13 protein-coding genes are annotated in these 15,173 nt (G+C 45.1%); 6 read left to right on the top strand and 7 right to left on the bottom strand.

All coding sequences use genetic code 11. The annotated features are described in order from the left end of the window. Positions 1–196: 196 nt before the first annotated feature. From MAE_RS10005 to MAE_RS09995, 3 genes are all read right to left on the bottom strand, one after another. On the bottom strand, positions 197–820 hold the full coding sequence (locus MAE_RS10005; RefSeq protein WP_002738397.1) for a cytochrome c oxidase subunit 3: 624 nt from the start codon (positions 818–820) through the stop codon (positions 197–199). A 192-nt stretch (positions 821–1,012) separates the two neighbouring features. Continuing rightward, positions 1,013–2,689, bottom strand: coding sequence for a cytochrome c oxidase subunit I (gene ctaD / locus MAE_RS10000; RefSeq protein ID WP_002738565.1), 1,677 nt, complete (start codon positions 2,687–2,689; stop codon positions 1,013–1,015). Between the two features lie 29 nt (positions 2,690–2,718). Further along, positions 2,719–3,684: a cytochrome c oxidase subunit II gene (locus tag MAE_RS09995; RefSeq protein ID WP_012265468.1), complete on the bottom strand. Its 966-nt coding sequence runs from the start codon at positions 3,682–3,684 to the stop codon at positions 2,719–2,721. Between the two features lie 314 nt (positions 3,685–3,998). Between MAE_RS09995 and MAE_RS09990 the strand changes: the two genes are divergently transcribed. Together MAE_RS09990 and MAE_RS09985 are read left to right on the top strand one after the other, a co-directional pair. Next, a complete protein-coding gene (locus tag MAE_RS09990; RefSeq protein WP_080506959.1) occupies positions 3,999–4,919 on the top strand; it encodes a COX15/CtaA family protein in 921 nt (306 codons plus the stop codon). 13 nt (positions 4,920–4,932) lie between these two features. Further along, positions 4,933–5,883, top strand: a complete 951-nt coding sequence (locus MAE_RS09985) for a heme o synthase (protein WP_002796806.1) — start codon at positions 4,933–4,935, stop codon at positions 5,881–5,883. Here MAE_RS09985 and MAE_RS33275 read toward each other — a convergent pair. Together MAE_RS33275 and dnaA are read right to left on the bottom strand one after the other, a co-directional pair. After that, positions 5,866–6,069: a hypothetical protein gene (locus tag MAE_RS33275; RefSeq protein WP_041803999.1), complete on the bottom strand. Its 204-nt coding sequence runs from the start codon at positions 6,067–6,069 to the stop codon at positions 5,866–5,868. The genes MAE_RS09985 and MAE_RS33275 overlap by 18 nt on opposite strands. Before the next feature lie 379 nt (positions 6,070–6,448). Next, positions 6,449–7,783 (bottom strand): chromosomal replication initiator protein DnaA, encoded by a 1,335-nt coding sequence (gene dnaA / locus MAE_RS09975; protein ID WP_012265465.1) that lies wholly within the window; start codon positions 7,781–7,783, stop codon positions 6,449–6,451. Positions 7,784–7,953: 170 nt separating this feature from the next. Between dnaA and def the strand changes: the two genes are divergently transcribed. From def to hemB, 3 genes are all read left to right on the top strand, one after another. Next, complete coding sequence (def, locus tag MAE_RS09970) at positions 7,954–8,532, top strand: peptide deformylase (RefSeq protein ID WP_080506958.1); 579 nt, start codon at positions 7,954–7,956, stop codon at positions 8,530–8,532. A 428-nt stretch (positions 8,533–8,960) separates the two neighbouring features. Continuing rightward, positions 8,961–9,617, top strand: coding sequence for a GTP cyclohydrolase I FolE (gene folE / locus MAE_RS09965; RefSeq protein ID WP_002783992.1), 657 nt, complete (start codon positions 8,961–8,963; stop codon positions 9,615–9,617). A gap of 116 nt (positions 9,618–9,733) precedes the next feature. Next, complete coding sequence (hemB, locus tag MAE_RS09960; protein ID WP_012265462.1) at positions 9,734–10,711, top strand: porphobilinogen synthase; 978 nt, start codon at positions 9,734–9,736, stop codon at positions 10,709–10,711. 21 nt (positions 10,712–10,732) lie between these two features. Here the strand turns inward: hemB and MAE_RS09955 are convergent, their stop codons facing one another. Both MAE_RS09955 and MAE_RS09950 read right to left on the bottom strand, forming a co-directional pair. Then, on the bottom strand, positions 10,733–11,920 hold the full coding sequence (locus MAE_RS09955) for an RNA-guided endonuclease InsQ/TnpB family protein (protein WP_012265461.1): 1,188 nt from the start codon (positions 11,918–11,920) through the stop codon (positions 10,733–10,735). 111 nt (positions 11,921–12,031) lie between these two features. After that, entirely contained in the window at positions 12,032–12,640 is a 609-nt protein-coding gene (locus tag MAE_RS09950; protein ID WP_012265460.1) for a chromophore lyase CpcT/CpeT, read from the bottom strand. 77 nt (positions 12,641–12,717) lie between these two features. Between MAE_RS09950 and MAE_RS09945 the strand changes: the two genes are divergently transcribed. Beyond that, positions 12,718–14,796, top strand: coding sequence for a thioredoxin domain-containing protein (locus MAE_RS09945; RefSeq protein ID WP_012265459.1), 2,079 nt, complete (start codon positions 12,718–12,720; stop codon positions 14,794–14,796). Positions 14,797–15,173: the final 377 nt, after the last annotated feature.

Here is a 15,173-nt window from a genome sequence, read left to right as displayed (position 1 = left end):
ATTTCTCTTAAAAATGAAGTATAATACTAAATCCGGTTATTAAAGACTGATTATCTATTCCCTACTTTTGCATGAGTGCCTGTCCTGATATGTAGCCCATACTCAACGGATTGAGTATCAGATAACTGCTGTAAATTGAAATATACAAAAAAGGGCGATCAATTGATCGCCCTTTTCTCCTAGTAAATAACAAAAATTATCTCAAGATATACACCAGTAAAAACAGGATAATCCAGACCACATCGACGAAATGCCAGTATAATTCTGCCGCTTCGACACCAAAGTGAGATTGACTAGAATAGTGGTCTTTTTGACGAGAACGCCAGAGGACAGATAGAATTAGCACTAAACCAAAAGTAACGTGGAGACCGTGGAATCCGGTTAAGGCATAAAAAGCGCTGGTGAAAACATTAGTTGTCAGACCGAATTCAGCGTGATAATATTCGTATCCTTGACCACAAAGGAAGATAATTCCCATCAGAGCAGTAATGCCGAACCACAATTGTAAACCGGCATTATTGTTTTGTTTAATCGCCTTTTGTCCTATGTGCATAACAAAACTACTGGACACCAGAATAATCGTGTTAATTGTCGGTAGGGTTAACTCTAATTCTGGCGTGCCGGCGGGGGGCCAAACGGGTAACATGGTACGGTAGAACAAGAAAGCGGCAAATAAGCCTAAAAAGATGGAACTTTCCGCCACTAGAAACAAAACCACACCGAATAAGCGATGATCCGGGTGGCCATGATGTCCGTGTTCCACCGTTTCCTGATGATAATTGACAGAGAGTTGAGAATCTTCGAGCGTTGAACCTTGCATGATTGAATGTCCTTAGTTTACACAGGAGACGGGGAGCTTTTTGTCAGTGGGAAGTGGGAAGTGGGAAGTGGGAAGTGGGAAGCTTTTTTTCAGTGATCAGTAAACAGTAAACAGTAAACAGTGAACTGAAAACTCACATCTGATAACTGATAACTGAAAACTCACATCTGATAACTGATAACTGATAACTGATTATTGGGATTCAGCACCCACTTCAGCGAGGAGATCTTGTACTGATTCCGCTGCTTCCGATTCTTCCATATCAATACCGTAATCGTAGGGGCCAGACCAAAGAATCGGCATTTCCTCAAAATTCTCGATAATTGGGGGGGAGGAGGTTTGCCATTCTAGGGTTAAAGCGCGCCAAGGATTACGACCAGCCGGTTGACCTTTAAAGGCACTCCAGACCATATTAATAGCAAAGGGAATACTCGATATACCGAGAATATAAGCCCCTGCGGTACTAAGAACATTTAAATCCTGAAACTGCACATCATACAGGGCAATACGACGGTTCATACCCAATAATCCCAATTCGTGCATCGGCATGAAAGTTAAATTCAAACCGATAAAACTGAGAACAAAGTGGATACGACCGAGAGTCTCGTTATACATCCGTCCGGTCATTTTCGGGAACCAATGGTAAACGGCAGCAAACAGGGCCATTGCCGTACCACCAAATAGTACATAATGGAAGTGACCGACGACAAAATAGGTATCGTGGACGTGGATATCGAAGGGAACAGAAGCCAACATAATCCCAGTCAAACCACCGATGAGGAAGGAAGACAGGAAACCGATCCCAAATAATAAAGACGTATTGAGACTAAGTTTACCCCCCCAAAGGGTGGCACACCAACTAAAGATTTTAATGCCCGTGGGAACGGCGATTAACATAGTTGCCGCCATGAAAAACATCCGTAACCAGCCGGGGGTGCCGCTGGTGAACATATGGTGGGCCCAGACGATTAAACCCAAGAAACAGATGGTGAGACTGGAATAGGCGATCGCTCGATAACCAAAAATCGGTTTACGCGCATGAACCGGTAATATCTCCGATATAGTGCCGAAAAAGGGCAAAATCATGATATAAACAGCAGGATGGGAGTAAAACCAGAACATATGCTGATAAACCACCGGATCGCCGCCGCCGGCAGGGTTAAAAAAGCTCGTGCCAGCGATTAAATCAAAGGACAAGAGAACAAGAGCAGAAGCGAGAACGGGAGTGGAAAGCAGTACCAGAGTCGAGGTGGCCAGCATTGCCCAACAAAATAGCGGCATACTGTACAAATCCATCTCAGGAATCCGCATTTTCAGGATCGTGGTGATGAAATTAATCGAGCCTAAAATCGAAGAAGTCCCGATCAATAAAAGGCTCAAAATCCACAATTCTTCCCCCCATTTGCCGCTAATTAAGCTTAAAGGTGGGTAGGAAGTCCAACCGGACTGGGGGGCGCCGACAAAGAAACTGGATAATAATAGCAGCCCGCCGGGGGGGTTAAGCCAGAAAGCCACAGCGTTAAGACGAGGAAAAGCCATATCTTCGGCCCCAATCATCAGGGGAATGAGATAATTGGCAAAACCTGCCCCAACTGGAACGATCCAAAGAAAGATCATGATCGTTCCGTGCATGGTCATGAATTGGTTATATAGTTCTGGGGAGACAAAATCGGGGTCAGGAGTGGCTAATTCCGTCCGCAGCACTTCTGCGAAAGCACCGCCAATAAAGAAGAAAAGAAAGGCAGTCACCAGATATTGAATACCGATGACTTTATGATCGGTGCAGAAAGTAAAGTAATCGGTCCACTTGCGGTGATGGATCACCTCGGGAACGGTTGCTGGGGTGGTTATTTCCGTTGATGCTGTCATAAGGCCAAGATTTTAGATGACAAGAAAAATTACATTTGCTGCTGATGGGCAACTTGGGCGAGGATTTCACCGTTTATGCCCATTTCTTCGGTGTAGGGGGTCAAATATTGACTATCAGAGCGATCTTTAGTGGTCATGGCTACAGTTCGATCGCTGTCAACTTCGGCGATCGTGTTATCCTGCACCCATTGGTCGTAATCGGCTTGGGAGTGAACTACAAAGCTAGATTTCATGCCGCCGTGATAGGCCCCGCAAAGTTCCGCACAAATGATCGGATATTGACCAATTTGGTTGGATGTGAACGATAAGACCGTTTCCTGTCCGGGGATAACGTCCTGTTTTAGACGCAATTGGGGAACCCAGAAAGCATGGATCACATCCCCCGCTTCCATATTCAGTTGCACGGGGCGATTGACGGGAGCGTGCAGTTCCCCGGAAACAATGCCAGTTTCGGGATAGGTGAAGATCCAAGCGTATTGAATGCCTTTAACATTGACCACTAGGGGGGGAACTCCTTCACCATCGTAGGAATTGCCGATACCTAGGGATACTCTGCGATCGCCGCCCATGGCCATCATCGTGCCGTGGTGATGACTGTGGTGGGCGATTTCTCCTTTGCCACCCTTGGAAATCAAGGGATCGAGACCGCCGATATTGTTATAAATCTCGAAGCTATAGACGGCAAGGATAAAAACGATTACCGTCGGGATGGCTGTCCAGAAGATTTCTAGGGGGACATTGCCCTCCACTGCCGGCCCGTCGGTTTGATCCCCCGGTTTACGGCGAAAGCGAATCACTATATAGATAATCACGCCTTCAACTATTAAAAATAGTCCCGTGGCGATGGTCATCATCAGATTAAAGATATTATCTATCTCCTGAGCATCTTCAGAAGCGGCCACAGGCATTAAGCCATGATTTTGGCCATACCAGAGACTAATTAAGGTTAAGGTGATCCCGAGTACGAGCGTCAGGATACTGCTGGGAATTTTCACGGTCTTTTCAATATTTTTAATAGTGGCTACTTATTCAAGGCTAAAACATGATTCCCCTATAGATGGGAAATTTAACCAGCATCTTCTGAGAATTTTATCTTTTCTTTGGGATCGTTTTCGGGGAAAGTATTTAAAATAACTAATTTTTATGTTTTATTCTGAGTTTATGTAAACAAATGTAACGGAAATGGCCAGAAATCTAAAGAATATCTAAAAGGTTTTACCAGTCGTAAAAAAACTCATTCACAGTGATAACTGACTGGCAAACAAAGCCAGGATCTTTGATGACAGACTCCTTGAGAACAGGCAAACCGATGACCGAATCTGTTTTTAACCCGACACCCCTAAGAGAAACCGGCAATATTCAGGTGTGGATGCGCCGCTTAGTCTGGAAAATTGCGATCGCTACTTTCGCCCTCATGGTGGTGGGCGCTGCCACCAGAGTTATGAACGCCGGTTTAGCTTGTCCCGATTGGCCCCTCTGTTACGGTCAATGGATTCCCAGTCAGCAGATGAATCTACAGGTATTTCTGGAGTGGTTTCATCGTCTCGATGCCTCTTTGATCGGGTTTAGTACGATCGCTCTCGTCGGTCTGTCTTGCTGGTATCGTCGCCATCTTCCCCCTTGGCTGTGGCCATCTGCGATCGCCGCCTTGGCTTTAATTCTCCTGCAAGGAGTCCTGGGAGGATTAACCGTCACCCAATTACTGCGATTTGACATCGTAACCGCCCATTTAGCCACAGCTTTGCTCTTTTTTGCCACCTTAATCGTCATTGCTATTTGTCTGACTCCCTACCGTGGCACAGGTACGGTCGGAAAACTAACCGGGATGGGAATGGTCGCCACCAGTCTAGTTTATCTGCAATGTCTCCTCGGCGGTCTCGTCGGTTCCCGTTGGGCAGCCCATCAGTGTTTAACGGTTTCCCAACTCTGCACGGTGATGAATAGCCACATTATCGGGGTTTTTCCCGCCACTATCTCGGTTTTAACCCTAGTTTTCTTCGCTTGGCGAGCTGCCGCTATCCATCCTCTCCTCAAAAAACTAGCTTTTAGCGCCGGGGGATTAGTCGCCCTACAGGTGTTTTTAGGCGTTGCCACCCTGAAACTACATCTCCAGGTGGAACCCTTAACCATTACCCACCACAGCATCGGTGCGCTATTGGTGGGAACCCTCGTCGCTTTTACCACTTTTGCCCTTCGCGATCGTTCTTTCGCGCCTATAAGCCATCTCTAAGGATTTAATCACGATGACTGGAACTCAAGCCCTTCGCCACCACGATAATTTTTTACAAGTCGCTAAAAGTTATTATCAACTCACTAAACCGCGAATTATTCCTCTACTGCTGATTACTACGGCCGCTGCCATGGAAATCGCCTCTAAAGGTCAGGTTTCCCCCCTCTTACTCTTTCTTACTCTCCTCGGTGGCACTCTCGCCGCCGCCGCCGCTCAAACCTTAAACTGCATCTATGATCGCGACATCGATCACACCATGCTTCGTACTCGCGCCCGTCCGATCCCCTCCGGTCGCGTGCAACCCCTCCACGCCCTCATTTTTGCCCTCGTTTTAGCCTCCCTTTCTCTAGCACTTTTTGTCTTTTTTGTCAATACTTTGAGCGGATTTTTAGCAATGACCGGTATCGCATTTTATATGCTGATTTATACCCATCTGCTCAAGCGTCATAGTATCCAAAATATTGTTATCGGTGGCGCGGCTGGCTCGATTCCTCCCCTCGTCGGTTGGGCGGCAGTAACGGGCGATCTCGGTTGGATTCCCTGGATTTTATTCGCCATTATTTTCCTTTGGACTCCTCCCCATTTTTGGGCTTTGGCTTTAATGATCAAGGATGATTATGCAGAAGTAGATATACCGATGATGCCCGTAGTTAAAGGGGAAGAAGCCACTAGCGAGCAGATTTGGCTCTATACTTTAATCGTCGTTCCTTTCACTTTCCTCCTGATTTATCCCTTGGCTGCCTGTGGTGTGGTCTATGGTGTAGCGGCTTTGGTTTTAGGGTTTGTTTTCCTGAAAAAAGCTTGGCGATTAAAACAGAATCCTTTTGATCGGGATATCGCTCGATCGCTGTTTAAATATTCCATTCTTTACATGATGTTATTATGTACAGCTATGGTGATCGATAGTTTACCCATGACCTCTCATCTCATCGCTACAATTGCCAGTTTATTCTCCTGTAGTTAGGTTTTGCTGAAAAAGTTTGTTGGTGGTGTCGGGAGTCAGGAGTCGGGAGTCAGGAGTCAGGAGATTATTTTCATTTATGCTCCCCATCTCCCCATCTCCCCCCGCAACGCGCACGAAGTGGTCTCCCCATCTCCCCCCGCAACGCGCACGAAGTGGTCTCCCCATCTCCCCATCTCCCCAATTCATAATTGATAATTCATCGGAAATTTTGGGTCTGAAACCCCGCCGTTCTAGGTTGGCTTTACGTTAGAATTAAAAGGCCAGTCTCGAAAACCAAGTGGACGGCGCAGCACCTTGAAAACTCGGCTTAGGGGGTTCCGACCAGAAAAGCTTGGCCGGGTAAAAAGTCGCGCGCAACAAGTACAAGAAGCTATAGGCGGTCAACGTACCGTGGGACACACGGAATCGGGCTTCTGAAATGGGGCGAAAGTCTGTGGACTCTGTGTAAGACAGTACATGGTTTTTTAACTGTGGTATGCGACGGTGGTGGAAGCAGAAACTTAAATCGTGAGGTTTAGGAATCGCCGCACTTTTAGGGCGGCGAGGATGTCAAAATTACCCCCGACTACTGATTGCGACTGAGGGAGTTAATTCGCTCGATTAGTTGGGCTAAGATTTCTTGTAATTGTCGGTCTTGATGCTGGGAAAGGTTGATTTTATCACAGCTATAAATAACGGTGGTGTGATCTTTGCCGCCAAATTCTTCGCCAATGCGCGGTAAGCTTAAATCCGTGTGTTGACGCATCAAATACATCCCAATCTGTCGGGCAAAACTAATTTCTCGTCGGCGGGAATTTCCTTTTAGATCGGCGATCGAGAGTTGAAACTTTTCCGCTACTACCGCCATAATAATCTCAGGAGAAGTGGCAATTTTGGCCATTGGTGGATTTAAAACCGGCGCGATATTTTCTACCGTCATCGGCAATCCAGAGATAGAAATATAAGTGGTAGCCCGGATTAATGCCCCCTCTAATTCGCGAATATTAGAAGTATAATTAACGGCAATATATTCGATAACTTCTCTTGGGAGACGCAGATTTTCGTACTCGGCCTTTTTTTGTAAAATTGCCATGCGAGTTTCGATATCCGGTGCTTGGATATCGGCGACTAATCCCATAGAAAATCGAGAAATTAAACGATCCTGTAAACTGGGAATCTGTTTGGGGAGGCGATCGGAGGCTAAAACTACCTGTTTTCCCGCTTCGTGCAGGGTATTAAAGGTATGAAAAAATTCTTCTTGAGTGTATTCTTTTCCTTCAATAAATTGCAGATCATCCACTAATAATATGTCCGCATGGCGATAATGATTACGAAAACTTTCCATACTATCTTGACGGATAGCGGTGATTAAATCATTCGTAAATTGTTCCGTCGATACATAAAAAACCCTAGATTGGGGATATAATTCTAGACGATAATGACCGATCGCTTGCATTAAATGGGTTTTACCTAACCCCACCCCACCACAGAGAAAAAGCGGGTTAAATTCGCGTCCAGGTAATTCCGCCACCGCTAAAGCGGCCGCGTGGGCCATGCGATTAGTTGGCCCGACAACAAAACGGGAAAAATTATATTTAGGGTTAAGTTGATTGGTGGGAGATAATTCTGATTCTAAGCTAGTGTGAGGCTGGAAAATAGCGATCAAATCGCCCTGTTGTGCCGTGAGTTGAATCTCGACGGGATAACCGACGATATCCTGCACTACTTCGGCAATTGTTGACAGATAATTTTTCTGAAGATGGTTAAGAATAAAGGGATTGGCAGCCTGAATTACTAAGCGATCGTTTTGCCATTCTTTAACCGTCGCCGTTTGAAACCAAGTCTCGAAAGCGGGACGGGTTAATAGTAATTTTAGACGCTCTAGGAGATTATGCCAAAGTTGTTGGGCGCTGCTGTCCACGGTTAATTTTGATTAAGTGGGTGGGTGTAATTAAATATAAGATGAACGTAGGTTGGGTTGAAGCATGAAACCCAACGCCTATCCACGGTTAATTTTGATTAACAAAGTTGCTCTAGTGCTGCTGCGGGGAAACCTTATCAGTTTAGCGAGATTTTTCCCCTCAAGATAAAATGATTTTCAGAGCGAAACAATTAATCTTTAGACAGATGACGCAAGTTTTAACAATCACCCAATTAGGAAATCCAATTCTACAGCAAAAAGCAGCAGCGATCGATAATCTTCTCGATGCTGACTGTCAAAATTTGATCGATTCCCTGATTACCACCGTGCAAGCTGCCCACGGGGTGGGAATCGCCGCGCCCCAAGTTGCTCGGTCTCTGCGTCTGTTTATCGTTGCTTCTCACCCCAATCCTCGTTATCCCGACGCTCCGATGATGCCACCCACTGCCGTGATTAATCCTCGCATTTTGCGGGTCAGCGAGGAAATGGTCAAGGGTTGGGAAGGTTGCCTCAGTGTCCCCAATTTACGCGGTTTTGTCCCCCGTCATCAGTGGATCGAGGTGGCCTATTGCGATCGCAATGGTCGCGAAATCCGTCAAGTTTTCAGGGATTTTGTCGCGCGCATCTTTCAACACGAATACGATCATCTGGAAGGAATCCTCTTTCTCGATCGCCTTGCTTCTCCGGCGGATTTATACTCGGAGGAAGAATACCAAAAAATCAGTAATATTGCTGAATATAAGCGATAAAATCGCAAAATCTCTCTACATCTTCAAAATAAGTTAAATAGCTTAACGGGACTATCTTTATCTGGCGACAAAATTTTTGTTGGTAAATCTAAATTTTTTGTTAAAATGATAACGATTATCATTCTAGGAAACCTGCCCTAACAAACAAATGAACTACTTGACAAAATAAATTAATTATGCAGTAGAACTCTGCCCTCAATTAACTAGGGAGATACTCAAGACTTTTTCGGTGACTAGGAAAATCAATTTTTCCAGGTTTCCCCACGGAGATAACCCCAAAGACGAGGGAATAACCGAATAGCTTTCATTCATTAGTTGTCGTCTAGATGTCCAGAAAAATAAATACTCTAGCAAAGGGTATTTATTGACAATTGGTAACATCAGAAAACTTGGCCGATTAATTAACTATTGGAGTCCATAAAATATCTATGACCTTAGCTAAGTCCAAAGCAATTTTCGACAATGATGACTACAATCACTTTCCCGAAGTGATTACCGAACCTAAATCGCCGGTATCGGAAGCCGAGATGATGCAAGCAGTACGAACACTGCTGTTAGGATTAGGAGAAGATCCCGATCGCGAAGGTTTACGAGACACTCCTAAACGAGTAGTAAAAGCCCTAAAATTTCTCACTTCTGGTTATCAGCAATCCCTGGATGAATTGCTGAATGGGGCAGTTTTTCACGAGAATGCTAACGAGATGGTTTTAATCCGAGACATCGATATTTTTAGCTCCTGTGAACACCATATTTTACCGATAATCGGCCGCGCTCATGTTGCCTATATTCCTAACGGGAAAGTGATCGGTTTATCGAAAATTGCCCGCATCTGTGAAATGTACGCCAGACGACTGCAAGTACAGGAACGTTTAACCGCACAAATTGCCGATGCTTTGCAAGGATTACTACAACCTCAAGGGGTAGCTGTGGTGATTGAAGCGACTCATATGTGTATGGTAATGCGCGGGGTTGAAAAACCCGGTTCTTGGACTTCTACGAGTGCCGTGCGCGGTATTTTTGCCGATTCTGCTAAGACTCGTCAAGAGTTTATGAGTTTGATTCGTCATAGTCCCGATTTTCACTAATTAGTCAGGGGGATCAGGATTATTTGATCGTCCTATCCCCGGTTTTTGCCTAGGTAAAAAACTAGAGCAAAACCAGCTATTTACTGTTTACTTTTTATTTTTAACTCGCTGTTATCATGCTGATTCGTCCCCGTCGTCTTCGTTATAATCCAGCGATTCGCCGTCTTGTTCGTGAAACTGAATTAACCGTTAATGACTTGATTTATCCCCTCTTTATCATGGAGGGAGAAAATCAAAAGGTGGCTATTCCTTCTATGCCCGATTGTTATCGTTATTCCCTCGATTTATTGCTCAAAGAAGTAGTTAATGCTTATAATTTAGGCATTAATGCCATCGCTCTTTTCCCCCTGATTGCCGAAGATAAAAAAGATAATTTCGGTAGAGAAAGTTATAATCCCGATGGTTTAGTGCCAAGGGCGGTGAAAGCGATTAAAAAAGAAGTCCCTGAAATAATTATTATTACCGATGTTGCCCTCGATCCTTTTTCGATTTATGGTCATGATGGTATTGTGGAGGACGGTAAAATTCTCAACGATGAAACCCTGGAAGTTTTAGTGAAAATGTCGCTCTCGCAAGCGGCAGCCGGGGCTAATTTCGTCGCCCCTTCCGATATGATGGATGGTAGGGTCGGGGCGATCCGTCGAGCTTTAGATGCGGCTGGGTATCTGGATGTGGGAATTCTCGCTTATACGGCTAAATATGCCTCTGCTTATTATGGTCCCTTCCGAGATGCCTTAGAATCAGCCCCAAAATTTGGTGATAAGAAAACCTATCAAATGGATGGGGCTAATAGTCGGGAAGCCTTACGGGAAGCCAGTTTAGACATAACAGAAGGGGCAGATATTATTATGGTTAAGCCCGCTCTGGCCTACCTCGATATTATCCGTCGTCTGCGCGATAGTAGCCATCTTCCCGTCGCCGCTTACAATGTTAGTGGTGAATACGCAATGATTAAAGCGGCGGCAAAACAGGGCTGGATTGACGAAAAAAGCCTGATTTTGGAAACTTTAACCAGTATGAAACGAGCGGGGGCCGATTTGATTTTGACCTATTTTGCTGCCGATGTGGCATTATTGACATCCTCACCGCCGTAAACGGACGGTGATTCCCAAACCTCACGATTTAGGTTTCTGCTTCTTTCCCGAAGGATTTTTCGCACCTGCCTTAACAGATTTACTCTGTTCTGGTCTTATGGTCGCTCTACAGACTGACACCGCAAGCCCTGCGGCCAAAATATTTTTACTGGCGTTAATATCTCGGTCATGGTGAGTCCCACAGTCTGGACAGTCCCATTCTCGAACATTTAACGGCATTTTCTCAGCAATATGCCCACAATTACTACATCTTTTAGAGCTAGGAAACCATCTATCTATTTCGATGTAATTTCTTCCATACCAACGGCATTTATAGGCTAATTGTCGAGTGATTTCTCCCCAACTAACGTCAGATATTGCCTGAGATAATTTCGGGTTTTTGACCATATTCTTGACGGCTAAATTCTCAACCACAATCGTTTGGTTTTCACGAACTAATTGAGTGGTTAGCTTGTGTAAATGGTCTTTTCTGTTATCAGTAATTTGGGCGTGAATCTTGGCTACTTTGATTCTTGCTTTTTCCCGATTTTTTGACCCTTTCTGTTTTCTAGAAAGGCTTTTTTGTGCCTTTCGCAGTCTCCGATAATGCCTTTTAAAATGCTTGGGATTAGACACTTTATCGCCATCGCTGGTAATCACGAGGCTACTAATTCCTAAGTCAATTCCAATGGCTTTATCTGTTACTGGTAATGGCTTAATCGTTGGGTCATCAAATCTAATTGAAATATGCCAACGTCCTGAGGGATGTAATCTGACTGTTACTGTGCTTGGTTCACATCCGTCTGGTATTTGTCTTGACCATCGAATAGGTAAAGGTTCTGTGCATTTAGCTAAATAGATTTGTTTGTCTTTGAACTTAAAAGCAGATTTGGTAAATTCGGCACTTCCTCCCTGATGTTTTTTCTTAAAGTTAGGATACTTAGTACGACCAGCAAAGAAATTAGTGAAAGCTGTTTGTAGGTGTCTTAACCCTTGTTGTAAAGGTACACAGCTTACCTCATTGAGAAAGTCTAATTCTTCTTGCTTTTTCCACTCGGTCAACATTGAAGAAGTTTCAGTATATCCTACTCTTTCTTGTCTTTCATACCAAGCTTGTGTTCGTTCGTGGAGAGCTTTGTTGTAAACTAATCTTACACAGCCCAATGTGCGCCGCAATAGCGACTCTTGTTTTGGTGTGGGGTAAAATCGAAACGAATAGGCTTTTTCCATACCTCACATTCTAACACATATTTTGTAAATGCGCTAAGATTTAACAGCAAAGCCGCCGTAAAACGGCGGGGTTTCAGACCCAAAATTTCCGATGAAACAGGAAAGCCGATTTTAGGGTTTTTGCCAGCGAAATTGATAGACATTATCCTGCGCTCCCCATACCTGCTGCCCAAGGCTATCATAACCTCGATCGCTGGTATCCATGCCCTGGGAATGTAGAATAATTGTATTAGTTATTTTCACCGCACCTCTGGCATTAGTGGGACAACCCTGGGGGGGAGTTTCTCCCCGATAACCCCCCGCTATCGGTTGTAAAAACACAGTACACACCGACTCAGCCAAATCTGATACATTCAATTCTCTTTCTGTCAAGTCTTTGTTACAAAAATTAATAAAGTTAGGGGCATTATTTAACTTATAAGCTTTCGATTCCACAGTGGAATTATCAGCGCTAGGTTGAATGACTAAAATTCTTTGACGATAGGGTTGATTTAAGCGATCGATAATTGCCTGTTCCTGATAAAGATAAATACTATCCTGTTTGGGGGAAAAATCCACCGCACAGGTAGTCATTTGCACCTTAGCAATACGCGGGTTAGTCTGCGCTTGTTCCCTGGTATCCATAACCCCAATTAAATGATTAGCCACCCCCTGCACTTGCGGGTTAAGGGGCAAAGATTGAGTGAGAAAAAATCCTAGGGCGATCGAAGTTTTCAGCATAAGCAGAGGCTTGATTCCGGTTAGTCTCTAATTAGCTTAAACTAATAAGCAGCAAGAGCAAAAATACCCCTTTTCCCATGGCTAATCATCTGGCTGCATCTGAAAGTCTTTACCTGCGAAAACACGCCGAAAACCCGATCGATTGGTGGTATTGGTGTGACAGCGCCCTAGAAATTGCCAGGAGAGAAGATAAACCGATCTTTCTCTCGATCGGTTATTCTAGCTGTCATTGGTGTACGGTTATGGAAGGAGAAGCTTTTTCCGATCAGGCCATTGCCGATTATCTCAATCAGTATTTTTTGCCGATCAAAGTTGATCGCGAGGAAAGACCGGACATCGATAGTATCTATATGCAAGCATTGCAGATGATGGTCGGTCAAGGGGGTTGGCCGCTGAATGTCTTCCTAACACCCGATAGTTTAATTCCCTTCTATGGTGGCACCTATTTTCCCGTGCAACCGCGCTTTAACCGGCCCGGTTTTCTGCAAGTGTTGCAATCGGTACGTCGCTATTATGACGAGGAAAAGGAGAAATTAAGCAAATTTACGGCCGAAATGCTGGGCGCACTGCGTCAATCAGCTATTTTACCCCGATCAGAGACTAATTTAGCCGCTCCTTCCCTTTTAGCCACAGGAATCGAGACAAATACGGCGGTGATTCGGGTTAATCCCAATAACTACGGTCGGCCCAGTTTTCCGATGATTCCATATTCTCATCTGGCTTTGCAGGGTAGTCGCTTTGGTGACGATTTTGACGATTCCCTCCGGCAAGCGGCCTATCAACGGGGGGAAGATCTGGCCCTGGGGGGAATCTATGACCATGTGGGGGGAGGATTCCATCGTTATACGGTGGATTCGACGTGGACAGTTCCCCATTTTGAAAAAATGCTCTACGATAACGGGCAAATTGTCGAATATTTAGCCAATTTGTGGAGTGCGGGTAATCGAGAGGCGGCCTTTGAGAGAGGGATTAAAGGCACGGTTAACTGGCTAAAACGGGAAATGACCGCCCCAGAAGGTTATTTTTATGCGGCCCAAGATGCCGATAGTTTTGAGAAGGCCACGGATGGGGAACCGGAGGAAGGGGCCTTTTATGTCTGGTCGGATCTGGAGTTAAGGGATTATCTCTCGACCGAGGAATTGGGGCTGCTGCAGGCTAATTTTACCGTCACTGCCGAGGGGAATTTTGAGGGTCGTAATGTGCTGCAACGTCGGCAAGGGGGAGAATTAGGGAAGGAGATAGAAAATATGCTCGATAAGTTATTTATTCGGCGTTATGGCAGTTCTCAAGCCCAATTAGCTCTTTTTCCCCCGGCCAGAGACAATCAGGAGGCGAAAACTGTCTCTTGGCCGGGACGCATTCCGGCGGTAACGGATACGAAAATGATCGTCGCTTGGAATAGTTTGATGATTTCCGGTTTAGCCCGGGCCTTTGCCGTCTTTGGTGAACCTTTGTACTGGCAAATGGCTACGGTCGCGGCCGAGTTTATTCTCAAGCATCAGTGGTTAGATGGACGTTTTCAGCGCTTGAATTATCAGGGTCAGGCCTCGGTTTTGGCCCAATCGGAGGATTTTGCCTATTTTATTAAGGCTTTGCTGGACTTGCAAACCGCTAAACCGCAAGAAACTGGCTGGTTAGAGGCGGCTATCGATTTACAGGGGGAATTTGATCGCTGGTTTTGGGCCGAGGATGAGGGAGGATATTTTAATACTGCTTCTGATCATAGTCTCGATCTGATCGTGCGAGAACGGGGTTATACGGATAATGCCACCCCTTCGGCCAACGGAATTGCGATCGCTAATTTATTGCGTCTGTCGCGATTGACGGAAAATCTAGAATATCTCGATCGGGCCGAAAAGGCCTTGCAATCTTTTAGTACCATCCTAGAAGAGTCCCCCACCGCTTGCCCCAGTTTATTTGTTGCCCTCGATCACTATCGTCACGGTTTCTGTCTGCGCGCCCCGGAAAGCTCGATCGAGTCGCTGTTAAGTCGCTATTTGCCCACTGCGGTGTATCGAGTCGATGCCAGTTTGCCCTCTAGCACATTTGGGTTAATTTGTCAAGGGTTATGCTGCCTTGAACCAGCGGAAAATTTAGAACAGTTAGACCGACAAATTGCTGGGGTGATGAGGGGGGAGTCAATACTACTCGGTTAAGGTTTTTTTCTCTCTCAAGCAGAGAACAGTGATAAAAAAGCAATTAACGCTTTTTTAATCACCAAGGTTCGGGATCATTGATTATACAGAGCGATCGCACGAATCTCCAGGGAGCATCTCATTTATGCAAGCTAGTAATTAGGGTTTGCTGAAAAAGTTTTTCGTGGGGGTAGGAGTCAGGAGTCAGGAGTCAGGAGTCGGTCGTTTCAGGCTTTGTTGCCCTCTTTTTTTGTACCAGTTTATGTACTATAAGGAGAATAATGCAAGGTTTTTGAATGTCCCAATCCTATTTTCTTGCACTAACATCAGATTTTAACAGGTCAAAAGCCTTATTTTCAAAGGGTTTTACCATTATTCAGCAAGTCCTAATTATACTT

This window comes from Microcystis aeruginosa NIES-843 (assembly GCF_000010625.1).
Taxonomy (GTDB): domain Bacteria; phylum Cyanobacteriota; class Cyanobacteriia; order Cyanobacteriales; family Microcystaceae; genus Microcystis; species Microcystis aeruginosa.
This window is presented reverse-complemented; position numbering and strand designations above follow the sequence as displayed.